The following is a 23,004-nucleotide window of genomic DNA, read 5'->3' as shown; positions in this document are numbered from 1 at the left end:
ACGCAGCTGGCGGCGGGCCGCAGCGGGAGCCGGCGTGCGGAGCCATCGTCCGCGGGAGATCATCGGCTCATGGACGTGACCCTTCACCTTGCCCAGCAGCCGGACGCGGACGAGCTGCTCGGGCGCAGTCCGCTGGCGGCGCTCGTCGGCATGCTGCTCGACCAGCAGGTGCCCATGGAGTGGGCGTTCTCGGGCCCGTACACGATCGCGCAGCGGCTCGGTGCCGATGATCTGGACGCGCACGAGATCGCGGCGTACGACCCCGAGGCGTTCGCCGAGCTGCTCTCCGCCAAGCCTGCGGTGCATCGCTATCCCGGGTCGATGGCCAAGCGGATCCAGCAGCTGTGCCAGTACCTGGTGGATCACTACGACGGTGAGGCCACCGCCGTGTGGGAGGGCGCCGCGAACGGCAAGGACCTCCTCAAGCGCCTGAACGAACTCCCCGGCTTCGGGAAGCAGAAGGCACAGATCTTCCTCGCCCTGCTGGGCAAGCAGTTGGGCGTACGTCCTGCCGGCTGGCGGGAGGCGGCGGGCGCCTACGGCGAGGCGGACGCGTACCGCTCGGTCGCGGACATCACGGGCCCGGAGTCCCTCCAGAAGGTCCGCACCCACAAGCAGCAGCTCAAGGCCGCGGCGAAGGCCTCCGGCAAGTAACGCGGTCCGGCACCCTGCGGCCTCGCCTCCACGAAGAAGCCTTTCCCGCCCACCCACCCGATTGCCCCGCAGGGTGATCGGTCGGGTGGGTGGGCGGGACGAGGGGGCGCGGCGCACAAAGGCACATCGGACAAAAGGCGTCCACGCCCGGATCAGCGCCGGCGTTTCGCCGTGCCGAAGAGTGAGCGGGAGATTTCTCTGCCGAGCTGTGTCCCCAGCGATCGCGCCAGGGACTTGAACATCCCGCTTCCGGCGACCTGGCCCACTACACCCCCGCCCCCGGACTCCTTCTTCGCCGGCCTCGCAGCCAACCGCTCGAACGCCGACTCCCGGTCCACCGCCTCCGCATACCGCCCGTACAGCGAAGACCCTTTCACCGCCGCCGCCAGCGTCTCCGCGGCCACCGGACCCATCAACGACTCCGGCGCCCGCAGCCGCGTCACCGCCACCGGCGTGGGCGCGCCCTTCTCGCTCATCACGGTGATCACCGCCTCTCCCGTCCCCATCGAAGTCAGCGTCTCCTCAAGGTCGTACGCCGAATTCGGGAACGTCCGCACCGTCGCCTTCAACGCCTTCTGGTCGTCCGGCGTGAACGCCCGCAGCGCGTGCTGGACGCGATTGCCCAGCTGGGCGAGGACATCGCCGGGCACGTCCTTCGGGGTCTGGGTGACGAAGAAGACGCCCACCCCCTTCGACCGGATCAGCCGCACCGTCTGGGTGATCGACTCCAGGAACGCCTTGGAGGCCCCGTTGAACAGCAGATGCGCCTCGTCGAAGAAGAAGACGAGCTTCGGCTTCTCGACGTCGCCCACTTCCGGCAGGTCGTTGTAGAGATCGGCGAGAAGCCACATCAGGAACGTCGAGAACAGCTGCGGCTTGTCCTGTACGGCGGGCAGTTCGAGGACCGACACGATGCCGCGCCCGTCCTCCGCCACCCGCAGGAACTCGCTCGTGTCGAACTCCGGCTCCCCGAAGAACTCGCCCATGCCCTGCGCCTCGAACGCGGTCAGCGCCCGGAGGATGACCCCGGCCGTCACCGTCGAAAGGCCGCCGATGCCCTTCAGCTCCGGCTTGCCCTCGTCAGAGGTCAGGAAGGTGACCACGGCCCGCAGATCCTTCAGATCGACGAGTTCGAGGCCCTTCTGGTCGGCGTAGTGGAAGATCAGCCCGAGCGACTGCTCCTGGGTCCGGTTGAGCTGGAGCACCTTCGACAGGAGCACTGGACCGAAGCTCGTGATCGTGGAGCGCACCGGGATGCCGGCGCCGATCCCGCCGAGCGCGTAGAACTCGCTCGGAAAGGCCGTCGCCTCCCACGTCTGCCCCACTTCCCGCGCCCGCTCGGCGACCTTCCCGCCGCCCTCGCCGGGCGCCGAGATCCCCGACACGTCGCCCTTGATGTCGGCGAGGAACACCGGAACGCCCTGCGCGGCCAGCTGCTCGGCGATGAGCTGGAGGGTCTTGGTCTTGCCGGTGCCGGTGGCGCCAGCGACGAGCCCGTGCCGGTTGAGCATCGACAGCGGGATACGGATCTGCGCGTCGGCCAGGCACTGCCCGTCCCACAGGAGCGCGCCCAGATCGAGCGCGGGCCCGGCGAAGGCGTACCCGGAGACGATCTCCAGCGCTTCCTGAGCCAGAGCGCCGCCCGAAGCCCCGCCGGACGCCCCGCCGGACGCCCCGCCGGAAGCCTCACCGGAAGCCCCCGTTCCGGCCGTCACCCCCGTGACAGGCGAAGACACGTTAGAGGGGTTTGTGACCCCCGTCGTGGACGGCATCGGCTTGCTGTCGCTCACTTCGGCCCCTGTTCCCGGCTTGAGTGTTCCCGGTTTGCGCCGGTTTCCTGCGGTTTTTCCCAGCGTCGCACTCCGTCTCCATGGCTGCGCCCGGAGAGCCTTGACCGGTAGGCTTTCCGTGTGATCTTCAAGCGCATCGGAAACGGCCGGCCGTACCCCGACCACGGCCGGGAAAGCACCCGGCAGTGGGCGGACGTCGCACCGCGCCCGGTCCGCCTCGATCAGCTCGTGACGACCAAGGGCCAGCTGGACCTCGAGACGCTCCTCGCGGAGGACTCGACGTTCTACGGCGACCTCTTCGCGCACGTGGTGAAGTGGCAGGGCGACCTCTACCTGGAAGACGGGCTGCACCGCGCGGTCCGCGCGGCGCTCCAGCAGCGCCAGGTGCTGCACGCCCGCGTCCTCGAACTGGGCTGAGCCCCAGGGCCGGGGCCCGCGGCAGTCCCCTATTGGCCCTTTCGGGTTGGACTGCGCCCGAGGCAATGATCATTTAGTAGGCATCACGGCGTTACCGCACTACGCTGCGCCCATGAGCATGCTCACTCCCCCCGGCATGGGCGGCAAGTACCGCATCACGGGGGCCAAATATCCGCGTATGCGCCGGAACCGCGGCCCCCGCAGGATCGTGCTCGCGGTCGTCGCGTCCGTCGTCGCCGCCGGTCTGGTCGGCTGGGGAACCCTGCAGCTCATCGACGTCTTCACGGGCGGCGACAAGGCCACCGCCGCGGGCCCGCGAGCCGGCTGCGACCCCAAGGCGGCCCCCTCGGCCAAGGCACCCGCGCCGAAGCCGCTGCCCAAACCGGGCCAGATCAAGGTCAACGTCTTCAACGCCACGCCCCGCGGCGGCCTCGCCAAGAACACCGCGGCCGAGCTGAAGAAGCGCGGCTTCGCCATCGGCAAGGTGGGCAACGCGACGAAGGAGTTCGACAAGAAGGTCAAGGGCACCGGGATACTGCTCGGCGCCAAGGCCGCCACGGACACCGCGATCCCCGTACTCGGCACCCAGCTCGCCGGCACCGAGCAGCGCACGGACGCCCGCAAGAGCGGCGAGGTCGACCTCATCCTGGGCACGCAGTTCAAGGATTTGGCAAAGAAAGAGGACGCCGACAAGGCCCTGGCGGTACTCGCCAAGCCCAAGCCGACGCCCTCGACGTCCAGCGGCAAGAAGAACTGCTGAGCGCTACGACTACTGAGCGCTACTCCGCGGTCCCGTACATCCGGTCCCCGGCGTCGCCGAGCCCCGGCACGATGTACCCGTTCTCGTTGAGCCGCTCGTCGACCGACGCCGTCACGACCGTCACCGGCGTGCCCGCGAGCTCGCGCTCCATGACCTCGACGCCCTCCGGCGCGGCCAGGAGCACCACGGCGGTCACATCGTCCGCACCGCGCTTGATCAGCTCCTGGATGGCCGCGACGAGCGTGCCGCCGGTGGCCAGCATCGGGTCGAGGACATAGACCTGGCGGCCCGAGAGGTCCTCCGGCATCCGCGTCGCGTACGTCGACGCCTGCAGCGTCTCCTCGTCGCGGATCATCCCGAGGAAGCCCACCTCGGCGGTCGGAAGCAGCCGCACCATGCCGTCCAGCATGCCGAGCCCCGCGCGCAGGATCGGCACGACCAGGGGGCGCGGGTGGGACAGCTTGACGCCCGTCGTCGGCGTGACCGGGGTCTCGATGTCGACCTGCTCGGTGCGCACGTCCCTGGTGGCCTCGTACGCGAGCAGGGTGACCAGCTCGTCGGCGAGGCGCCGGAAGGTCGGGGAGTCGGTGCGCTTGTCGCGCAGCGTGGTGAGTTTGTGCGCCACCAGCGGGTGGTCGACGACGTGGATCCGCATGCCCTCAACAGTAACCGCGCCCCGGACCGCCCGGACTCCCTCGCGCTCCGACTGCCTCGCGGTGGCATCAAACCCGCCATCCGGGGGAAAGTGGACGTACGACCTGGGGTGGTGTGGCCTATGGCGGAGCAAGAGCCGGAGCGCGCGGCCGACGCGGCGCCGCGCGGCGCCCACGAGAGCGACCTCGACACCGAGGCCGAGCGCCGGCGCCGGCGCGCCCAGTTCCTCAGCGAACTGGCCGAGGCGCGCGAACTGCGTGACCGTGTGAAGCCGCGCCGCGCCCGGGCGGCACGGATGCGTCAGCAGATGCGTATGCGCACGTTCCGCTGGTAGCGACCACCTCTCAGGCAGGCAACGGGGAGCCGTCCGTGAAACGCGACGCGGACACAGCGGGCGGAAGACCTCTCCTTAGGCCGTGGTTTCTGCCACGATTCCGAGTGGGCGGGGCTTGAACCACTCCCCCGCTCCCCGAACTCGCCGGGGGGACACCCAAACCGTCAACCGGCACTGTCTATGACCAGTGGGAGAGTCACGGTGTACTTCGCCGCACTGCTCGCGCGCACCGAAGACGGGTGGGAAGCGAGCGACACGGAGCTCGACGATGTGGAGACCCTGGCGGATCTGGCCGACCTGGCCCGTGAAGCCACGGCCGAATACGACGACGACACAGTGCTCGTTTTCATCGAACAGGAAGACGCGTGGTTCGGCGTCGTCCGCGTGGACGGTGAGGAGGACCCTCGTATCTACGTCTCGGACGCGGCCGCGGCCGCCCGCAGTTCGTACGGAGAGATCCTGCTCACCGACGAGATGCTCGGCCGTGAGCCGGGCGCCGACGATCCGGACGTCGACCTGGACGCCCTCGACCTCGACGGCACGGAGGACGGCGAACCCGCCGCGTCCGAGGCCGGCGCGGGATCCGACGGCGACGATGACGACGCCGAGGGCTCCGGCGGCGACGCCGTGCCCGCGGGGCCGCTCGGCGACACGGAGCTCCTGACCGACCTCGGCGTACCGGAGAAGGAGCTGCTCGCTCTGGAGGCCGGTGACGCGCTCAACGACATCGCCGAGATCCTCGGGGCGGCGGAGGTGCTGGAGACCGTCCGCTAGGTTCCCGGTGTGACCGACCAGACCGACCAGACACCCGACCCCGTACGCGACCGCTGGCGGGCGCCCATGCGGCTCGCCCTGGCCGAGGCCGAACTGGCCGTCCGGGGCGGCGACGTGCCCGTCGGCGCCGTCGTGCTGTCCCCGGACGGCACGACGGTGCTCGCGACGGGCCACAACGAACGCGAGGCGACCGGCGACCCCACGGCGCACGCGGAGGTGCTCGCCATCCGCCGGGCGGCCGAGACGCTGGGCGAGTGGCGGCTGACCGGCTGCACGCTCGTCGTGACCCTGGAGCCCTGCACCATGTGCGCGGGCGCGCTCGTGCAGTCGCGCGTCGACCGGGTCGTCTACGGAGCGCGTGACGAGAAGGCGGGCGCCGCGGGCTCGCTCTGGGACGTCGTACGCGATCGAAGGCTCAACCACCGGCCCGAGGTGATCCACGGGGTCCTCGCCGAGGAAGCTGCGGGGCTTCTCACCCGCTTCTTCCGCACACGCTGAGCCAAACGGATTTCAGACCACAGGCACCTTTGGGCTAGAGTTCCTCTCGGTAGCGTGTCCGAGCGGCCGAAGGAGCTCGCCTCGAAAGCGAGTGTGGGGAAACTCACCGAGGGTTCAAATCCCTCCGCTACCGCTCTCAACACGAAGGGCCCCGTCCACTGGACGGGGCCCTTCGTCGTTCATGGTGAATGTGCCGTGAAAGTCAGGCCGGGGGAAGCGGCATCGGGGGGACAAGCCGCTCCCCCCGATGAGGACTGGAACCCTCAAGTCAGCGCCGTCATCCGGGGGGAAGCCGACGGCGCGTGACCCCGCAGTGGGGCCAGTCCCGTGCCCCGCGGATTCCTGCCAGATCCGCTGGGGCACATCACCCATCCTGCTCCCCCCGGTACCGGGGGGAGTCCGGCAAAGGGCCTGTGCCATGGGGCCGTTGGTCCTTAAAAGCCCTGTGAGGACACGCCGGGTTAGACTCTCGCCCGTCACAGGGGTCACACGGGACGCGCGTAAGGGGAGGCCGAAGAGCGTGGCGGTGCAGTGGAAAAAGGTCGGGCTCTTCGCGGTCGTCGTCTTCATCCTGTACGTGATCATCACTGACCCGGCCAAGGCCGCCGACTACGTGCAGATAGGCTTCGAGGCGGTCTCGAGTGCCGCTCAGAGCATCGGCGACTTCATGACGTGGGTCGCCAACGGCGGCAAGGACTGAGCGGCGCGTCCCCGCCTTCCCAGGAGTCCCGCATGATCCGCCATCTGGTCCTCTTCAAGCTCAACGACGGTGTACAGCGCGACGAGCCGCGCGTCGTCGAGGGAGTCAAGGCCTTCCGCGCGCTCGGCGAGCAGATCCCGGAGCTGACGTTCTGGGAGTGCGACTGGAACATCACCGACCGGCCCATCGCGTACGACTTCGCCATCAACTCGGCGGTCGAGGACACCGATGCGCTGAAGCGGTACATCGAGCACCCGGCCCATCAGGCGGGCGTCGCCCTGTGGCGGGAGTTCGCCACGTGGGTGATCGCGGACTACGAATTCTGAGCCGTCAGCCAAAAGAGCCTCTCACCGGAACGGTGAGGGGCTTTTCTGCGTCTTAAGCCCCAACTTGCCCTCAACACGTAGTTATCGGGTGCTTGCACACAGTGCACATGTCTTGTGATGCTATGACCGCTTTTGACGGATAGGTTGAACGAGGTCGGCTGATCCTGACTGAGCTCGACTGGGCTTGACCGAGAAGGGGTGGCGTTGACCGTGCCGGCCAGTACTGCGCCTGAAGCACCACCCGTGACGCCCCAAGCGAGCGCTCCGAGCACCCCGAGCGCTCCGAGCACCCCGAGCACCCCGAGCACCCCGAGCACCCGAGGCGCCGACACCCGGGCCCTGACGCAGGTGCTCTTCGCCGAGCTCAAGGTGCTCGTACCGGGCAGCCCCGAGCACGGCCGGGTGCGCGGCGCCCTCATCGAGGCGAATCTGCCGCTGGTGCGGTACGCGGCGGCCCGCTTCCGCAGCCGCAACGAGCCGATGGAGGACGTCGTCCAGGTCGGCACGATCGGCCTGATCAACGCCATCGACCGCTTCGACCCCGAGCGCGGCGTGCAGTTCCCGACGTTCGCGATGCCCACCGTGGTCGGCGAGATCAAGCGGTACTTCCGCGACAACGTACGAACGATCCACGTCCCGCGCCGCCTTCACGAGCTGTGGGTGCAGGTGACCGGGGCGACCGAGGATCTCACCACGGCCTTCGGGCGCTCGCCCACGACCGGGGAGATCGCCGATCGCCTTCGGATCAGCGAGGAGGAGGTCCTGGCCTGCATCGAGGCCGGACGCTCGTACCACGCAACGTCGTTGGAGGCGGCCCAGGAGGGCGACGGCCCGCCCGGTCTGCTCGACCGGCTCGGCTACGAGGACCCGGCGCTCGACGGTGTCGAACACCGCGACCTCGTCCGCCATCTCCTCGTCCAACTGCCCGAGCGCGAACAGCGGATCCTTCTGCTGCGCTACTACAGCAATCTGACGCAGTCACAGATCAGCGCGGAGTTGGGCGTTTCCCAGATGCATGTGTCAAGACTGCTGGCCAGAAGCTTCGCGCGACTGCGATCCGCAAACCGGATCGAGGCGTAACCGGATCGAGTGGATCGCGCCTCGCGCGCCTCTCGACACTCCTTCGCGTCCACATCCCCCGCACCCCCTCTCTCCTGCGGTGATGTCACTCTTCTTTGTCGACATGTAACTACAGCGTGTTGCCGACATGTGACATTCTGCTGGAACCGCGTTTGCCGCAGCCCCGCGTCCGGTATTCAGGTGGAGGCTGCGTTCCTCCGACGGGAGCGTCCGCCGTGACCGTCCGCGACCTCAAGGGGGTGGCATGTCCGCAGACCAGGGCAGCTCGAAGGTGCTCACGCTCACGAAGAGCGAAACCGCGCCCGACGCGCTTCCAGCCGAAGCCGTGACAACGGCTTCTGGAGCCATCGACACCCGCACCCTGTCCCGCTCCCTTTTCCTGCGGCTCGCCGCACTCGACAAAGACAGCCCGGAGCGCGTCTACGTACGCGACACGCTCATCGAGCTGAACCTCCCTCTCGTCCGGTACGCGGCGGCGCGCTTCCGCAGCCGCAACGAACCGATGGAGGACATCGTCCAGGTCGGCACGATCGGTCTGATCAAGGCGATCGACCGCTTCGACTGCGAACGCGGCGTGGAATTCCCGACGTTCGCGATGCCGACCGTCGTCGGTGAGATCAAGCGCTTCTTCCGCGACACGAGTTGGTCGGTGCGCGTCCCGCGCCGCCTCCAGGAGCTGCGGCTCGCGCTGACCAAGACCAGCGACGAGCTGGCCCAGCGGCTCGACCGCTCCCCGACGGTGCCCGAGCTCGCCAAGGCGCTCGGCGTCTCCGAGGAGGACGTGGTCGACGGCCTCGCGGTGGGGAACGCCTACACGGCGTCCTCGCTCGACTCCCCGGCCCCCGAGGACGACGGCGGCGAGGGCTCCCTCGCGGACCGCCTCGGCTACGAGGACAGCGCCCTGGAAGGCGTCGAGTACCGCGAGTCCCTCAAGCCGCTGCTCGCCAAGCTGCCGCCGCGCGAGCGCCGCATCATCATGCTGCGCTTCTTCGCGAACATGACGCAGTCGCAGATCGGCGAGGAGGTCGGCATCTCGCAGATGCATGTGTCCCGGCTGCTGACCCGGACTCTCTCGCAGCTTCGGGAAGGGCTGATCTCCGACTGAGTCGCCGGTGATCGCCAGTGGTCACCGGTTGTCGCCGGTGGTCAATTCGCCGCGGGGTGGCCGGTGTTGCTGACGGGGTTCCTAAGTGACGGACCGTCAGCCACACTGGCGCGATGCGACGTGGCGTACGGAACGTAGCGGCTGCGCTATGCCTGGGCGGCAGCCTGAGCGGTGGGCTTGTTGCCTGCGGCAGCGGGGGCGGCGACGGCTATGTCGCCACCGGGGCAGCGGCGGAGAACCCTGCGAAGGCTGGTCCTGGCGTGGCACCTACCGGAGACGTGGAGCTGGTCCCACTGGACGGCAGTGAGGCGCCGCCCGGCGGCAAGGATGACTCCTCCCGGGCGCCGGAGGGGAGTGACTCCTCAGGTGGCGGTCCTGTCGGTGAGTCGCCCGGTAGTGACTCGCCTGGCGGCAAGCCGTCTGACGGCGGCGCGAGTTCGGATGCTCCGGCCTCGCCCGGCGGTTCGGCCCCTGACAGCGGCGGTGACAACTCCGGTCGTACGGAGAGTCCTTCGGCTCCTCCGTCCGCGCCCGGCAGCAGTGCGCCGCCTGCGGGGCCCGCGAAGCTGAGTGTCGGCGAACCTGAGCTGAAGCCTGCGGATGAGCGGTGGTGCGAGAAGGTGACCGTCGCCTTCCGCAACACCGGGGGAACGGCGGTGCGTTCGGGCACGGTCACCTTTGAGACGCACGTCATCGGGGCACTTGGCGTCGACTGGGCGACGCTTGAGTCCACCGAGAAGCTGCCTGCGCCCATCGGCGCGGGGAAGCGGGTGGAGAAGACCTGGTCCGTGTGCGTGGACGCGTGGCGGGTGCCGCTGGGCATGCATGTGGAGACTCGGGACGTCTCCGTGAAGTGGAAGTAGCGGGGTTTTCGACTGCGGGTCGCGTGTGGCTGGTCGCGCCCACGCGGCGGAGCCGCACATGTCACAGCCCCGCGCCCCTAAAGGGGCGCCCCCGCCGCTTGAATTACTTGAGGGCCAGCCAAGCCACGCCCGCCACCACCGCGATCGCCACCACGATTCCGATGATCAAGCCGATGCGCGGGCCCGCGGAAGCTGCCGTCTGCTGCTGGCCGCGGCCCTGCGGCTCCTCGTCCACGAAGGCGCGGAACATCTGTGTGCTGCCGGCGGGGTCGGGGTTGCCCTGGGGACCCTGGGGGTTGTGTGCCATGGAGAAGGACCCTAGCGAATCCTCCGCTCCCGGCCCAACCCCCTCTGGCCAGGGACTTTACGAGGGTGGTCCCAGACCTTTGCCGACTCTTTAGGGCGTTGGTCCGGTTTTAGTTTGCCTGCGGCAACCAACTGTCTCTATCGTTGCCCTAAGCAACAACATAGGAGGTGCCGTGGCCGCGCAGCGTCAGTACGAGGAGCTGGCCCGACAGCTCAGCGCGATCGGTGCCGTGAAGCGCGGCCTGGGACGTGGCCTCCCGGCCGACTGCCCTGGCGGATCCGCAGCCGTACTCGTCCTGCTCGACCGGCACGGCGAGATGCGGATGAGCAGGCTCGCCGAGCTGCTCGCCGTGGACATGTCGGTGACCAGCAGGCACGTGGCCCATGTGGCGGAGAAGGAGTGGATCCACCGGGATCCCGACCCCGCCGACAAACGCTCCCGGATCCTGCGCCTGACCCCGGCGGGCAAGGCCAAGCTCGAAGAGCTGAATGACCTGTCGATCAAGACGCTCACCCACTACTTGCATGACTGGTCCGACGACGAGGTCGTCCAGCTCAGCACGCTGCTCGCGCGACTGCGCGACAGCTTCGGGGACTGCCGTGCGGCTTCGGCCCGGCTTCCCCACCCCTCTGAAGAGACCACCCGTACACCCGCGTAACGAAGAGGAAGCCCATGGCAACAACCACACCATCCGGTGTGCGGGGCAGCCACGCCAAGCACGGGGCGCGTGATGACGGCGCCCCCATGACGCACCGCCAGATCATGGAGGCCCTGTCCGGCTTGCTGCTCGGCATGTTCGTCGCGATCCTGTCGTCGACGATCGTCTCCAACGCCCTGCCCGAAATCATCGGCGACCTCGGCGGCGGCCAGTCCGCCTACACCTGGGTCGTCACCGCATCGCTGCTTGCGATGACGGCGACCACCCCGCTGTGGGGCAAGCTGTCCGACCTCTTCAGCAAGAAGGCGCTCGTACAGATAGCCCTGATCATTTATGTCCTGGGATCGGTGGTCGCCGGGCTCTCGCAGAACGCGGGCATGCTCATCGCCTGCCGTGTCGTGCAGGGCATCGGCGTGGGCGGTCTCTCCGCCCTCGCGCAGATCGTGATGGCCGCGATGATCTCCCCGCGTGAGCGCGGGCGTTACTCCGGCTACCTCGGCGCGACCTTCGCCGTCGCGACCGTCGGCGGTCCGCTGCTCGGCGGTGTCATCACCGACACCGACTGGCTCGGCTGGCGCTGGTGCTTCTACGTCGGCGTGCCCTTCGCGATCATCGCCCTGATCGTGCTGCAGAAGACCCTGAAGCTCCCCGTCGTGAAGCGGGACGTCAAGGTCGACTGGGCCGGCGCCTTCTTCATCTCCGCGGCCGTCTCGCTGCTCCTGGTCTGGGTCACCTTCGCCGGTGACAAGTACGACTGGCTGTCCTGGCAGACGTACGCGATGGTCGGCGGTTCGGTGCTGCTCGGCGCGGTCTTCCTCTTCGTCGAGTCCAAGGCGAGCGAGCCGATCATCCCGCTGCGGCTCTTCCGCAACCGCACCATCACCCTGGCCTCGCTCGCCTCGCTCTTCGTGGGTGTCGCGATGTTCGCGGGCACGGTGTTCTTCAGCCAGTACTTCCAGCTGGCGCGCGACAAGTCGCCGACGATGTCCGGCGTCATGACGATCCCGATGATCGGTGGTCTGTTCGTCTCCTCGACGGTCTCAGGGCAGATCATCACCAAGACCGGCAAGTGGAAGGCCTGGCTGGTCGCGGGCGGTGTGCTGCTGACCGCGGGGCTCGGCCTGCTCGGCACGATGCGGTACGACACCGAGTACTGGCACATCGCGATCTTCATGGCGATCATGGGCCTCGGCATCGGCATGATGATGCAGAACCTCGTCCTCGCCACGCAGAACCAGGTCGCTCCCGAGGACCTCGGTTCCGCGAGCTCCGTCGTCACCTTCTTCCGTTCTCTCGGTGGCGCCATGGGCGTCTCGGTGCTCGGTGCCGTGATGTCCACGCGCATCACCGACTACGTGAAGGACGGCCTGGAGGACCTCGGTCCGAAGGCCGCGGCCATGGGTCACGGCGGCACCGGTGGCGGCGGCATCCCGGATCTGGACGCCCTTCCCGCGCCGTTCCGCACGGTGATGGAGAGCGCCTACGGGCACGGCATCGCCGATGTCTTCCTGATCGCCGCGCCGATGGCGCTGATCGCCTTCCTGATCACGCTCTTCATCAAGGAGGTCCCGCTGCGTACGTCGGGTGCCCTCGCCCAGGCCGCCGAGTCGTCCGAGCCGTCCGAGTCTCCGGCCGGCACCGAGGTCGCCGGCGAGCAGCCGCTCCTCGCCTCCGTCGCGGCGCACACCGAGACGGGGCCCGAGGGCACGCAGAAGCTCGCCGCGGTCGCCTCGTCCGCCACCGGGGACGCCCCGGTGCAGACCACGGGCGGCGGCACTCCGGTGCGCGGTTTCGTGCGGGGCGCGGAGAGTGCTCCGGTGCCGCGGGCCGCCGTCACGCTGATCTCCCTCGGGGGACGGCAGCTGGGGCGTGCGGTGGCGCAGGGCGACGGGTCCTACGCCGTGGACGCCCCGGGCGCGGGCTCGTACGTACTGATCGCGTCGGCCGACGGCTTCCAGCCGCAGGCTTCGACGATCGTCGTGGCCGACGATGCGCTCGCGTACGACATCCTGCTGAGCGGCACGAGCGGCCTCACCGGTGTGGTGCGGGCCTCCGACGGCAAGCTGCCGGTCGGCGGCGCGATGGTCATCGTGACGGACGTACGCGGCGATGTGCTGGCCACCGGACTCACCACCGACCAGGGTGAGTTCACCTTCGCCGAGCTGGTGCCGGGACAGGTGACCATCGCGGTGAACGCCGCGGGGCACCGGCCGATGGCGCTGCCGGTCGAGGTCGGCGCGGTCGGCGTCACCCGGGTCGAGGTCGAGCTGAAGTCCGGTTCGCAGGTGCTCGGCACCGTGCGGGCCAAGGGCGGGCCGCTGAACGACGCGCGGGTCACGCTGGTGGACGCGGCGGGCAACGTCGTCGCCACCGCCACCACGGGGTCGGACGGGGCGTACGCCTTCACCGACCTGGACAACGGCGAGTACACGGTCATCGCGACCGGTTACCCGCCGGTGGCGACGGGCCTGACCGTCGCCGGAGAAGGCGTCGACGGCCACGACATCGAACTCGCCCACCCCGGCGAGTGATTGACCCCGGCCCGTGCGCGCGTACTCGAGCGGATGCGCGCGTGCGGGCCGGTGTGGAAAGGGCCCCCGGGTGGTGGTGACGTACACGGCAGGGGACGGCCGGGTCACCGCCGCCGGGGGCCGCACTCTTTTGAAGCTTGGCTTGGCAAGGAGATAAACGGGATGGGACCGGGACTTACAGCGCGCATCCGGACGCGAGACGGCTGGGCGGTATCCCACGCCGTCGTCACCCTCACCGACATGACGGGTACGCAGGTGCTGCGGGCCGCGGCGGACGAGGAGGGCGCGGTGCGCGACACCACGGCGCTGCCGGCAGGACCGTACACGGTGATCGTCACCGCGGTCGGTTACGCGCCCGTGGCCTCGACCGCGCTCGTCACCGCGAGCGGCCGTGCCGAGGTCGGCAGCGTCGTCCTCGCCCGGCAGGGCGGCACGGAGCTGCCGCCGCCGGGGCCGTGGACCATCGACCCCGCGCACTCCACCGTGGGCGCGACGGCCCAGCACCTGGGGATCACCAGCGTGCACGGCCGGTTCACGGAGTTCGGCGGGCGGATCGACATCTCCGAGGACCTCGAGAAGTCCCGGGTCGAGGCGGTCATCAAGTCCTCGTCCATCGACACGGGCAACGGCATGCGGGACGGCCACCTGAAGTCCCCCGACTTCCTGGACGTCGACCAGTACCCCGAGCTCACCTACCGCTCGACCGGTCTCACGCCCGCAGGCTCCGACCGCTGGACGGTGCACGGCGAACTGACCATGCACGGTGTCGTACGCCCGGTCGACCTGGAGCTCAGCTATCTCGGTACGGGGGCGGATCCCTGGGGCGGCACGAGGGCGGCCTTCCGGGCCACGGCGGAGCTGCGCCGCGAGGACTTCGCGATGAACTACAACCAGGTGGTGCAGGCGGGCATCTCGGCGATCGGCACGACCCTCCGGGTGGAGCTGGACGTCCAGGCGGTGCAGGGGGATTCACTGCCGCAGGGCTGAGCCCCGCGCCACAACGGCGCAGGCCCAGGGCCCCGCTACAGCTGTGCCTCGATGCCCGCCACCAGCAGGTCCAGGGCGACTGCGAAGTCCAGTTCCCACATCTCCTCGACCGTGCTCCCGCCCCGCGCCTCCATCATCTCGGAGGCGCTGTGCAGGGTCTCCTCAAGGCCCGGATCGGACCTGACCGCGCCCATGGCTTCCTTGAAGTACTCCGCGGGCGTCATCCCGGCCGCGGCGCACCGCGCGAGGTAGTGGCCCTGCACGGTGCCGAATCCGTACACGAACTGGAAGACCGCGGCGATCGCACCGGTCTGCTTCTCCGTCGGAAGACCCGTCTTGCGCACCACGTCCTGCACGGTCAGCGCGAACTTGAGCCAGTTCGGGCCGATGTTGAGGAAGTTGCCGACGAGCGGTGACACCCAGGCGTGCCGGACCAGCAACCCCCGGTACTCCGAAGCCAGTTCGCGCAGCGTCTCGCGCCACCGCTCGGGCGTGACCGACTCGGCGTCCGGCAGGTTCATCTCGCCCGCGGCCGCGTCCAGGGCCAGTTCGAGCAGGTCGTCCTTGGTGTCGACGTACCAGTACACGGACATCGCCGTGACGTTCAGCTCGGCGGCCAGGCGCCGCATGGAGAACTTGGCGAGGCCCTCTTCGTCGAGGAGGCGGACCGTGGCCTCGGTGATGCGGTCACGGTCCAGGCCTGTCGGCTGATCACTCCTGCGGCCCGCGCCGTTCCGGGGGGCCTTGCCCTCCAGCCAGACGCTGGTCCGCGCGGGGCGCTTCGCGCGGTCGGCTGCCTTCACCATGGCGCACCTTCCTGGTCCTGAGCTCTTGTCACGATGACCGATGACCGATGACCGATGACCGATATCCGATGGTCCGGAGCGGGCGGCGGACCGGCCGGAATGAGCCACTCCGCCGCCCGCACTCGATGCTAAGCGGACGCCGTCTTGGCAGAGTCTGCCCTTTCCGCCCGCTTCAGCAACGCGGCGGCGACAACGCCTCCGAGGAACACCGCCACCGCCCCCACCAGCTGACTGGTCTCAAGGCCCGACGAGAAGGCGTCGGCGATCTTCGCCCGCTCGCCCTCCGTATCGGCCGCGGCGAGCGCGGCAGGCAGCGAGGCCGCGGACACGGCCACCAGCGAGGCGAACTTCGAGTTGAGGACCGCACCGAGGACGGCCACGCCGAGCCCGTTGCCGAACTCCGCGAGCGTGCCGTTGACGCCCGCGCCGACGCCCGCCTTCTCCGGCGGGATCGCGCTCATGATGGCGTTGGCCATCGCGGGCATGGCGAGCGCGATGCCCGCGCCCATCACGATGAGCCCGGTCAGCATCCCGCCGTAGTTGTCGCCGCCGAGCACGGCGATCGCGGCGAGCCCCGCGGAGAGCAGGGTCATGCCGATGAAGATGGTGACCGGAGTGCTCGTCTTCTTAAGAAGCCGTGCGCCGAGGCCCGTGAAGTTGAGCGCGACGACGGTGACCGCGAGCGGCGCCGTCCGCAGGCCGGCCTCCAACGGCTCGTACCCCAGGACGAACTGGAGGTGCTGGGTGAGCAGGAAGAGCGAGCCGCCCATGCCGAAGGCGACCAGGATGGCGCCCGCGACGGCGCCGATGAAGCGCTGGTTGCGGAAGAAGTGCATGTCCAGCATCGGGTACGGGATGCGCAGCTCCCACCAGACGAAGACGCCGAGGACCACGACACCCACCGCGGCCGCGACAAGGACCTGCGTCGACGTCCAGCCGTGCTCGGGCCCGGAGATGATCGCGTAGACGACCGACGCCATGCCGATGGTGGAGAACACCGCGCCGAGCAGGTCGGGCCGGTCGCCCTGCGGGTTCTTGGACTCGGGGATCAGCTTCACGACGGCGACGAAGCCGAGGACCGCGACGGGGATGTTGATCAGGAAGATCGCGCCCCACCAGAAGTGGTCGAGCATGACGCCGCCGACCAGCGGGCCGATCGCGAAGCCGAGGGAGTTGACGGTCGACCAGAGGCCGATCGCCTTCATCCGCTCGCTGTCGTCGAAGATCTGCACGATGACGGCGAGCGTGGTGGTCATCAGGAGCGCGCCGCCGATGCCCATCCCGGCCCGCGCGGCGATGAGCTGCGTGGAGGACTGGGCGAGACCGGCGACCAGCGAGCCGATGCCGAAGAGGGCGAGGCCCGCGGCGAGCATCTTCTTGCGGCCGTAGCGGTCGGCGGCGCTTCCCGCGGTGAGCAGGAGGCCGGACTGGACGAGCGAGTAGGCGTTGATCATCCACTGGATGTCGGCCGTGGACGCGTCCAGCTCCTTGGTGAGGGAGGGGATCGCGACGTTCAGGACGGTGTTGTCCAGGAGGACGGTGAGCGTGGCGAGGCAGATGACACCGAGGATCAGCCAGCGCTGAGGGTGCGCCTGGGGGGTGGTGGGGGTCTCGGCGGTCGTCGTTGCCGTCATACCCTCTCCTTCTTCTTGTACGGCGTATGGGAGGTGAGCGATGTACACCGTAAGGCATTTCCCGTACGCCGTACAAGAAGGTTTCCGTCAGCTCTTGGGCTGCGTCAGGTTTTGGGCTGCGTCAGGTCGTAGAACGTGGCGCTGCCGACCGTGACCTTCTTGAAGGAGTCCTCCACCCAGGAGGTGATCTTCGACGCGGTGCCGCTGTCGCCGCCCATGCCGCCGCCTCCGCCCTGGCCGCCCTGGCCGCCCTGGCCGCCCGAGATGAAGTAGTGCACCTTCCCGTCGGCCACGTACTGCTTGAACTGGGCCAGGGTCGGGGACGGGTCGCTGCCGTTGAAGCCGCCGATCGCCATCACCGGGTCGCCGGTGGCGAGCTGGTAGCTCGCGGCGTTCTGCGAGCCGATGGCGGCCGCCGCCCAGGTGTAGTCCTCGGCGTTCGCCTCCAGGAGCTTCTTCGCCTTGGCGCTGACCTGGGCGCCGTTCAGGAGGCCGCCCATGCCGCCGCCTCCGCCCATGCCGCCGCGCTCGCCCGTTCCGCCGCCGGGCATGCCGCCTTGGCGACCGGTCTGACCCTGCTGCTTGCCCTGGCCACCCTGCTGGCCGCCGGGGGGCTGGCCCATGCCGCCGCCGTTCTGGCCTCCGGTGGGCGGCTGCATCCCGCCGTTCTGCTGACCGTTCTGGCCCGGCGGCTGCATCCCGCCACCACCGCCGGGCCGGCCGCCGCCACCGCCGCCGCCGGGTCCGCCGCCCATCCCGCCCGCCGACGCCGGACCCGCCGTCACGATCGACCCCGTGTGCGCGCTGTTCACGGTGGAGAGCGTGTACGCGACCGGTCCCGCGACCGAAGCGGCGAAGCTCAACCCGATGGCGGCGATGGCCAGTTGGCGCCCGAGGCGTGCGGCGAGCAGCAGGCCGAGCGCGCCCGCGAGGCCGCCGGTCAGGACCGCCCAGCGCAGCCACGGCACATAGTCCGGGGTCCGCCCGAGCAGGACGTACCCCCACCAGGCCGTGCCCGCGACGGCCGCGCCGAGCAGCGCGCCCGCCCACCACTTGGCGCGCTCCTCCCACAGGACCGTGGCGCCCATGCCGATCAGCGCCGCGATGTAGGGGGCGAGGGCGATCGTGTAGTACTGGTGGAAGATGCCCGCCATGAAGCTGAAGACGGCGGCCGTCATGAGCAGCGAGCCGCCCCACGCCACGAACGCCGAGCGCGTGGTGTCGGTCCTGCGGGCCTTCCAGGTGAGGATGATGCCGCCGACGAGCAGGATCAGTGCGGCGGGCAGCGGCCATGAAATCTGGCTGCCGATCTCGGAGTTGAACATCCGGCCGATGCCGGTCTCGCCCCACTGACCGCCGCCGCCACCGCCACCGGGGCCTCCGCCGCCGCCTACGCTGCCGGTCTCCTCGCCGTTGATGCGGCCGAGGCCGTTGTAGCCGAAGGTCAGCTCGAGGAAGGAGTTGTTCTGCGAGCCTCCGATGTACGGGCGTGACGACGCGGGCCACAGCTCCACGATCGCGACCCACCAGCCGCCCGCGACGACCATCGCGAGCCCGGAGAGGGCGAGTTGACCGAAGCGCTTGCGAAGGCGGACCGGCGCGCACACCGCGTAGAGGACCGCGAGCGGCGGCAGGATCAGGAACGCCTGCAGCGTCTTGACCAGGAAGGCGAGGCCGACCGCCACGCCCGCCCAGACCAGCCACTTGGTGCGGCCGTGCTCCAGGGCGCGGAGCACGCAGTACACGGTGACGGTCATCAGGAGCGCGAGCATCGCGTCCGGGTTGTTGAAGCGGAACATCAGCGCGGCGACGGGGGTGAGCGCGAGCACGGCGCCCGCGATCAGTCCGGCCACCGGGCTGAAGCGGCGGCGCACCGCCGCGTAGAGCACGCCGACCGTCGCGACGCCCATCAGGACCTGCGGGGCAAGGACCGCCCAGGAGTTGAGCCCGAAGAGGCGTACCGAAAGGGCCATCGGCCAGAGCGAGGCCGGCGGCTTGTCGACGGTGATCGCGTTGCCCGCGTCGAGCGAGCCGAAGAACATCGCCTTCCAGCTCTGGCTGCCCGCCTGGACGGCCGCGGAGTAGAAGGAGTTGGCGTAACCGGACGCGCTGAGGTTCCAGAGGTAGAGGACGGCGGTGGCGAGCAGCAGACCGAGGAACGCGGGGCGCGCCCAGCGGGGATCGTCGGCGCGACCGCGCCAGAGCCGCGCGGGCAGCCCGCGGGAGCGCCGGTGGGCGTGTTCACCCGGCGCCTCGTGAAGTGGCTGAGCCACCTGGGCAGTTGTCGTCATCGTGCGTTCCTCGGGTCGGGTGCGTAGTCCGGTGCGTGGTCGGGTGCGTGGTCGGGTGCGTGGTCGGGTGCGTGGTCGGGTGCGTGGTCGGGTGCGTGCGTGAGTTCGTACGAGGCTTCGGGCGGTGCGGCGGATGTGGTGTCGGAGCGCCGCTCCGGGAACACCCACGCCCGCAGCAGCAGGAACCGCAGGACCGTCGCCGCGAGGTTGGCCGCGATGAGCACCGCGAGCTCCGTGGAGTGGGAGGGGTCGCCGGAAGCCGCGCCTAGGGCGGCCAGCGAACCGCTGGTCAGGGCGAGGCCGATGGCGAAGACGACCAGGCCCTGCGCCTGATGGCGCATCGCACGGTCGCGGCCGCGCACCCCGAAGGTGAGCCGCCGGTTGGCCGCGGTGTTGGCGACCGCGGAGACCAGCAGGGCCAGCGCGTTCGCCGCCTGCGACCCCGTGAACGTACGGAAGCCGGAGTAGAGAAGCAGATAGAAGAGCGTGGAGAGCGCGCCCACCACGCAGAAGCCGACCAGCTGGCGGGCGAGTCCGCCGGGCACGCCGGTCAGCTGCCGGTCCCGCGGATCGTCGCCGAAGGGGCGGGCGAGCCGGTCAAGCGGCAGCGCGCCGACCGCGAGGGCGCGCCCGACCCGCAACACCCCCTTGAGGTCGTCCGTGGCCGTCTTGACCAGGTGGACGGTGGAGTTCGGGTCGTCGACCCAGTCGACCGGCACCTCGTGGATGCGAAGCCCCGCGCGCTCGGCGAGCACCAGCATCTCGGTGTCGAAGAACCATCCGGTGTCCTCGACCAGCGGAAGGAGCACCCCCGCCACATCGCCCCTGATCGCCTTGAATCCGCACTGGGCGTCGGAGAAGCGGGCGTGCAGCGAGCCGCGCAGGATGAGGTTGTACGTACGCGAGATGAACTCGCGCTTGGGACCGCGCACCACGCGTGAGCTGCGCGCGAGCCGGGACCCGATCGCCAGGTCGGAGTGGCCGGAGATCAGCGGCGCCACCAGCGGGAGCAGCGCGTTGAGGTCGGTGGAGAGGTCGACGTCCATATACGCGAGGACGGGGGCGTCCGATGCGGACCAGACGGCGCGCAACGCCCGGCCGCGGCCCTTCTGTTCGAGCCGTCGGTACTCGACCTCGGGGCTCGCGGCGGCGAGTACCGCGGCCACCTGGGGCGTGGCGTCCGTCGACGCGTTGTCCGCGACGGTGATGCGGAAGGGGTAGGGGAAGGTGCGGACGAGGTGGTCGTGCAGGCGCCGCACACACGGCCCGAGGTCCTTCTCCTCGTTGTAGACGGGGATCACGATGTCCAGGACGGGCACATCGCGCCATCCGGCGGGAAGGTGCGCCCGCGCCGGCAGGGTGACCGAGCAAGCGCCGCCCGGGGAAGAGTCGGTGGTTTGCATGCCACCGACATTCGTCAAGTGGTCTGTCAGGGCTGTGTGGTGAGCCTGTGGTCCGACTGTGAGTCCGTGACCTCGCAGTTCGCGGCGTGCGCGGCGGGCAGCGTCACCGTGAACACCGTCCGTCCCGGCACGCTCTCCACCGCCACGGTGCCGCCGTGCGCGGCCACGATGGCGTGCACGAGGGCGAGGCCGAGTCCGGTGGACCCGGCGGTGCGGGAGCGCGAGGCGTCGCCGCGGGCGAACCGTTCGAAGACGTGGGGGAGGAGGGCGGGGGCGATGCCGGGGCCGTCGTCCTGGACCTCCAGGCGTACGCCGTGCCCGGCGTCCCGCAGCACGCGGGCCGTGACCTTCGTGCCCGGCGGTGTGTGGGTGCGGGCGTTGGCGAGGAGGTTGACGACGACCTGGTGGAGGCGGGCCGTGTCGGCGAGCACCAGGGCGGGCTCGTCGGGGAGTTCGAGGCTCCAGTGGTGTTCGAGGCCGGCGGCGCGCGCATCGCTTACGGCGTCGACGACCAGGGGTGAGAGATCAGTGCTCTCGTACGTGAGCGGTTGTCTCGCCCCGGCGCCACCGGCAGCACCGGCGGCCCCGGCGGCACCAGCCGCGCCGGGAAGGCCGCCGTCCCGCCCCTCGTCAAGGCGGGCGAGCAGCAGCAGGTCCTCCACGAGCCCCGTCATCCGCTGCGCCTCGGACTCGATGCGCCCGAGGGCGTGCCGCGTGTCCGGCCCGGTGGTCTCCCGCCCCCGGCGGGTCAGTTCGGCGTACCCGCGGATCGAGGCGAGCGGCGTACGCAGCTCATGGCTGGCGTCCGCGACGAACCGCCGCACCCGCGTCTCGCTCTCCTGGCGCGCGTGCAGCGCAGAGTGCACATGGTCGAGCATCCGGTTGAGGGACGCGCCCACCTGCCCGACCTCCGTGCTCGCATCCGCGTCGGGGACGCGCTCGTGCAGCGCCACCTCGCCGGAGTGCAGGGGGAGTTCGGAGACCCGGGTCGCGGTCGCGGCGACCCGGCGCAGCGGGCGCAGCGCCACGCCGACCATGGCGGCACCGGCGAGCGAGGCCGCGACCAGGCCCGCGGCGGTGACACTGACCTCGACGATGATCAGCGTTTCGAGGGTGTTCTGCACCTTGGCGGTGGGGATGCCGACGAGGAAGTCGCCGTTGGGTCCTGTCGCGTACTCCACGCGGTACTCGCCGAGGCCGGGGATGTCGACGTTGTGCTGATCCTCGTCGCGTGGCACGGAGCCGAGCGCGTCGGACTGCGCCGCGTCGAGCCGTTCGGTCCGCGGCTCGAAGGATCCGCTGTCGGGCTCGTTGCTGACCAGGGCCTGGCCGACCGAGCCGTCGTCCTCGACGACGGCCCCGATGGTGCCGACCTCCTGGGGCCCCTTGGAGACGAACCTCAGCGGATCGCCCTGGTCCGCGGGAGGCTCACCGTGTTCGTCGGCCCCCGGCTTCGGCAGCGGACCCGACGCGCGCATCGCGACCGTGCCGAGCGAGCCGTCCAGCTGGTCGTACAGATGGGACCGCAGCGCGATGGTCGTCACCGTCGCGATCACCGCGCAGACGACGGCGATCAGCGCCACCGCCGAGACGACGAGCCGCGTCCGCAGCGACCGCGGCTGCCGCCGCCGCGTCATGAGACCTGCTTCATGACGCGGCCGCGCCCTCGACCGATGGGGCGGCCTTGATCAGATACCCGGCCCCGCGCCGCGTGTGGATCATCGGCTCGCGTCCTGCGTCGAGCTTCCTCCTCAGATACGAGATGTAGAGCTCGACGACGTTGGCCTGGCCCCCGAAGTCATAGCTCCACACCCGGTCGAGGATCTGCGCCTTGCTGAGCACGCGCCGCGGATTGCGCATCAGATAGCGGAGCAGCTCGAACTCGGTGGCCGTGAGATGGATGGAGTCCCCGCCCCGCGTCACCTCGTGGCTGTCCTCGTCGAGGGTGAGGTCCCCGACGGCGAGCACGGACTCGCTGCGTCGGCCGCTGGCCCCCGCCCGCCGGATGAGCCCGCGAAGCCGCGCCACGACTTCTTCGAGACTGAAGGGCTTGGTGACATAGTCGTCGCCGCCCGCCGTGAGCCCGGCGATGCGGTCCTCGACGGCGTCCTTGGCCGTCAGGAAGAGCACCGGTACGTCGGGCAGCTCGCGCCGCAGCCTGCCGAGCACGGCGAGGCCGTCCATGTCGGGCAGCATCATGTCGAGCACCACGGCGTCGGGCCTGAAGGACCGCGCGGCCCGCACCGCACCGGCCCCGTCGCCCGCGCTGCGGATCTGCCAGCCCTCGTAACGCAGGGCCATGGACAGCAGCTCGGTCAGCGACACCTCGTCGTCCACGACGAGCACGCGTACGGGACTCCCGTCCGGCCTGAGCAGTTCGGTACGCCCCTGGGGCGAGGTCGTAGTCATGGCCGACAGCCTGCGCCGCGCCC

At 70.0% G+C, this 23,004-nt stretch carries 23 protein-coding genes and 1 tRNA gene; 15 read left to right on the top strand and 9 right to left on the bottom strand.

Annotated features, from left to right (window positions below):
* Positions 1-69 precede the first annotated feature (69 nt).
* Entirely contained in the window at positions 70-654 is a 585-nt protein-coding gene (locus OG453_RS04495) for an HhH-GPD-type base excision DNA repair protein (RefSeq protein ID WP_266864707.1), read from the top strand.
* Between the two features lie 152 nt (positions 655-806).
* Here the strand turns inward: OG453_RS04495 and OG453_RS04490 are convergent, their stop codons facing one another.
* Positions 807-2,426 carry a helicase HerA-like domain-containing protein gene (locus tag OG453_RS04490; protein WP_266869707.1) on the bottom strand — a complete coding sequence of 540 codons (1,620 nt, stop codon included), beginning with the start codon at positions 2,424-2,426 and terminating at the stop codon, positions 807-809.
* Positions 2,427-2,564: 138 nt separating this feature from the next.
* Here OG453_RS04490 and OG453_RS04485 point away from each other — a divergent pair, with 138 nt between their 5' ends.
* Both OG453_RS04485 and OG453_RS04480 read left to right on the top strand, forming a co-directional pair.
* Positions 2,565-2,861: a type II toxin-antitoxin system VapB family antitoxin gene (locus OG453_RS04485; RefSeq protein ID WP_003955420.1), complete on the top strand. Its 297-nt coding sequence runs from the start codon at positions 2,565-2,567 to the stop codon at positions 2,859-2,861.
* Between the two features lie 112 nt (positions 2,862-2,973).
* Positions 2,974-3,621 carry a LytR C-terminal domain-containing protein gene (locus OG453_RS04480; RefSeq protein ID WP_266864705.1) on the top strand — a complete coding sequence of 216 codons (648 nt, stop codon included), beginning with the start codon at positions 2,974-2,976 and terminating at the stop codon, positions 3,619-3,621.
* 19 nt (positions 3,622-3,640) lie between these two features.
* Here the strand turns inward: OG453_RS04480 and upp are convergent, their stop codons facing one another.
* Entirely contained in the window at positions 3,641-4,276 is a 636-nt protein-coding gene (gene upp / locus OG453_RS04475; protein WP_160505979.1) for a uracil phosphoribosyltransferase, read from the bottom strand.
* Positions 4,277-4,396: 120 nt separating this feature from the next.
* Between upp and OG453_RS04470 the strand changes: the two genes are divergently transcribed.
* The 9 genes from OG453_RS04470 to OG453_RS45095 all read left to right on the top strand — a co-directional run bounded on the left by OG453_RS04470 (position 4,397) and on the right by OG453_RS45095 (position 9,955).
* A complete protein-coding gene (locus OG453_RS04470; protein WP_266864701.1) occupies positions 4,397-4,609 on the top strand; it encodes a hypothetical protein in 213 nt (70 codons plus the stop codon).
* 201 nt (positions 4,610-4,810) lie between these two features.
* Positions 4,811-5,383 carry a hypothetical protein gene (locus tag OG453_RS04465; RefSeq protein ID WP_266869706.1) on the top strand — a complete coding sequence of 191 codons (573 nt, stop codon included), beginning with the start codon at positions 4,811-4,813 and terminating at the stop codon, positions 5,381-5,383.
* A 66-nt stretch (positions 5,384-5,449) separates the two neighbouring features.
* On the top strand, positions 5,450-5,881 hold the full coding sequence (gene tadA / locus OG453_RS04460) for a tRNA adenosine(34) deaminase TadA (protein WP_266869705.1): 432 nt from the start codon (positions 5,450-5,452) through the stop codon (positions 5,879-5,881).
* 48 nt (positions 5,882-5,929) lie between these two features.
* Positions 5,930-6,014 (top strand) — tRNA-Ser (locus OG453_RS04455).
* A gap of 387 nt (positions 6,015-6,401) precedes the next feature.
* Positions 6,402-6,581: a hypothetical protein gene (locus OG453_RS04450; protein ID WP_135331551.1), complete on the top strand. Its 180-nt coding sequence runs from the start codon at positions 6,402-6,404 to the stop codon at positions 6,579-6,581.
* Between the two features lie 32 nt (positions 6,582-6,613).
* Entirely contained in the window at positions 6,614-6,907 is a 294-nt protein-coding gene (locus OG453_RS04445) for a Dabb family protein (protein ID WP_266864697.1), read from the top strand.
* A 198-nt stretch (positions 6,908-7,105) separates the two neighbouring features.
* Complete coding sequence (locus OG453_RS04440) at positions 7,106-7,987, top strand: RNA polymerase sigma factor SigF (protein WP_266864695.1); 882 nt, start codon at positions 7,106-7,108, stop codon at positions 7,985-7,987.
* Positions 7,988-8,231: 244 nt separating this feature from the next.
* A complete protein-coding gene (locus tag OG453_RS04435; RefSeq protein WP_266864693.1) occupies positions 8,232-9,092 on the top strand; it encodes an RNA polymerase sigma factor SigF in 861 nt (286 codons plus the stop codon).
* Positions 9,093-9,712: 620 nt separating this feature from the next.
* Positions 9,713-9,955 (top strand): hypothetical protein, encoded by a 243-nt coding sequence (locus tag OG453_RS45095; protein WP_323178603.1) that lies wholly within the window; start codon positions 9,713-9,715, stop codon positions 9,953-9,955.
* Between the two features lie 103 nt (positions 9,956-10,058).
* On the opposite strand, the gene OG453_RS04425 is transcribed toward OG453_RS45095, so the two are convergent.
* Complete coding sequence (locus OG453_RS04425; protein ID WP_266864689.1) at positions 10,059-10,262, bottom strand: hypothetical protein; 204 nt, start codon at positions 10,260-10,262, stop codon at positions 10,059-10,061.
* Positions 10,263-10,434: 172 nt separating this feature from the next.
* Between OG453_RS04425 and OG453_RS04420 the strand changes: the two genes are divergently transcribed.
* The 3 genes from OG453_RS04420 (at position 10,435) to OG453_RS04410 (ending at position 14,438) form a co-directional block, all read left to right on the top strand.
* On the top strand, positions 10,435-10,920 hold the full coding sequence (locus tag OG453_RS04420; RefSeq protein WP_266864687.1) for a MarR family winged helix-turn-helix transcriptional regulator: 486 nt from the start codon (positions 10,435-10,437) through the stop codon (positions 10,918-10,920).
* A 14-nt stretch (positions 10,921-10,934) separates the two neighbouring features.
* On the top strand, positions 10,935-13,451 hold the full coding sequence (locus OG453_RS04415) for an MFS transporter (protein WP_266864685.1): 2,517 nt from the start codon (positions 10,935-10,937) through the stop codon (positions 13,449-13,451).
* A gap of 162 nt (positions 13,452-13,613) precedes the next feature.
* Positions 13,614-14,438, top strand: a complete 825-nt coding sequence (locus OG453_RS04410; protein WP_266864683.1) for a YceI family protein — start codon at positions 13,614-13,616, stop codon at positions 14,436-14,438.
* Positions 14,439-14,473: 35 nt separating this feature from the next.
* On the opposite strand, the gene OG453_RS04405 is transcribed toward OG453_RS04410, so the two are convergent.
* From OG453_RS04405 to OG453_RS04380, 6 genes are all read right to left on the bottom strand, one after another.
* Positions 14,474-15,244: a TetR/AcrR family transcriptional regulator gene (locus tag OG453_RS04405; RefSeq protein WP_266864681.1), complete on the bottom strand. Its 771-nt coding sequence runs from the start codon at positions 15,242-15,244 to the stop codon at positions 14,474-14,476.
* Between the two features lie 128 nt (positions 15,245-15,372).
* A complete protein-coding gene (locus tag OG453_RS04400; protein WP_266864679.1) occupies positions 15,373-16,878 on the bottom strand; it encodes an MFS transporter in 1,506 nt (501 codons plus the stop codon).
* A 104-nt stretch (positions 16,879-16,982) separates the two neighbouring features.
* The gene (locus OG453_RS04395; protein ID WP_266864677.1) at positions 16,983-19,169 is read right to left on the bottom strand and encodes a glycosyltransferase family 39 protein; all 2,187 of its coding nucleotides are present in this window, start codon (positions 19,167-19,169) and stop codon (positions 16,983-16,985) included.
* A complete protein-coding gene (locus tag OG453_RS04390) occupies positions 19,166-20,572 on the bottom strand; it encodes a bifunctional glycosyltransferase family 2/GtrA family protein (protein ID WP_266864675.1) in 1,407 nt (468 codons plus the stop codon). Before OG453_RS04390 ends, OG453_RS04395 begins: the two co-directional genes overlap by 4 nt.
* Positions 20,573-20,598: 26 nt before the next feature.
* Entirely contained in the window at positions 20,599-22,209 is a 1,611-nt protein-coding gene (locus OG453_RS04385; protein ID WP_266864673.1) for a cell wall metabolism sensor histidine kinase WalK, read from the bottom strand.
* A gap of 10 nt (positions 22,210-22,219) precedes the next feature.
* Positions 22,220-22,981, bottom strand: coding sequence for a response regulator transcription factor (locus OG453_RS04380; protein ID WP_266864671.1), 762 nt, complete (start codon positions 22,979-22,981; stop codon positions 22,220-22,222).
* Positions 22,982-23,004 lie beyond the last annotated feature (23 nt).

Origin of the sequence: Streptomyces sp. NBC_01381 (genome assembly GCF_026340305.1) — a bacterium.
Taxonomy (GTDB): Bacteria; Actinomycetota; Actinomycetes; order Streptomycetales; family Streptomycetaceae; genus Streptomyces.
The sequence above is the reverse complement of the archived record's forward strand: the minus strand, read 5'-3'. Positions and strand labels throughout refer to the sequence as shown.

Coding starts and splice junctions, on each gene's coding strand:
- OG453_RS04495 (WP_266864707.1), top strand. CDS start 70: ATGGACGTGACCCTTCACCTTGCCCAGCAGCCGGACGCGGACGAGCTG.
- OG453_RS04490 (WP_266869707.1), bottom strand. CDS start 2,426: ATGCCGTCCACGACGGGGGTCACAAACCCCTCTAACGTGTCTTCGCCT.
- OG453_RS04480 (WP_266864705.1), top strand. CDS start 2,974: ATGAGCATGCTCACTCCCCCCGGCATGGGCGGCAAGTACCGCATCACG.
- upp (WP_160505979.1), bottom strand. CDS start 4,276: ATGCGGATCCACGTCGTCGACCACCCGCTGGTGGCGCACAAACTCACC.
- OG453_RS04470 (WP_266864701.1), top strand. CDS start 4,397: ATGGCGGAGCAAGAGCCGGAGCGCGCGGCCGACGCGGCGCCGCGCGGC.
- tadA (WP_266869705.1), top strand. CDS start 5,450: ATGCGGCTCGCCCTGGCCGAGGCCGAACTGGCCGTCCGGGGCGGCGAC.
- OG453_RS04445 (WP_266864697.1), top strand. CDS start 6,614: ATGATCCGCCATCTGGTCCTCTTCAAGCTCAACGACGGTGTACAGCGC.
- OG453_RS04435 (WP_266864693.1), top strand. CDS start 8,232: ATGTCCGCAGACCAGGGCAGCTCGAAGGTGCTCACGCTCACGAAGAGC.
- OG453_RS04425 (WP_266864689.1), bottom strand. CDS start 10,262: ATGGCACACAACCCCCAGGGTCCCCAGGGCAACCCCGACCCCGCCGGC.
- OG453_RS04415 (WP_266864685.1), top strand. CDS start 10,935: ATGGCAACAACCACACCATCCGGTGTGCGGGGCAGCCACGCCAAGCAC.
- OG453_RS04410 (WP_266864683.1), top strand. CDS start 13,614: ATGGGACCGGGACTTACAGCGCGCATCCGGACGCGAGACGGCTGGGCG.
- OG453_RS04405 (WP_266864681.1), bottom strand. CDS start 15,244: ATGGTGAAGGCAGCCGACCGCGCGAAGCGCCCCGCGCGGACCAGCGTC.
- OG453_RS04400 (WP_266864679.1), bottom strand. CDS start 16,878: ATGACGGCAACGACGACCGCCGAGACCCCCACCACCCCCCAGGCGCAC.
- OG453_RS04395 (WP_266864677.1), bottom strand. CDS start 19,169: ATGACGACAACTGCCCAGGTGGCTCAGCCACTTCACGAGGCGCCGGGT.
- OG453_RS04390 (WP_266864675.1), bottom strand. CDS start 20,572: ATGCAAACCACCGACTCTTCCCCGGGCGGCGCTTGCTCGGTCACCCTG.
- OG453_RS04385 (WP_266864673.1), bottom strand. CDS start 22,209: ATGACGCGGCGGCGGCAGCCGCGGTCGCTGCGGACGCGGCTCGTCGTC.
- OG453_RS04380 (WP_266864671.1), bottom strand. CDS start 22,981: ATGACTACGACCTCGCCCCAGGGGCGTACCGAACTGCTCAGGCCGGAC.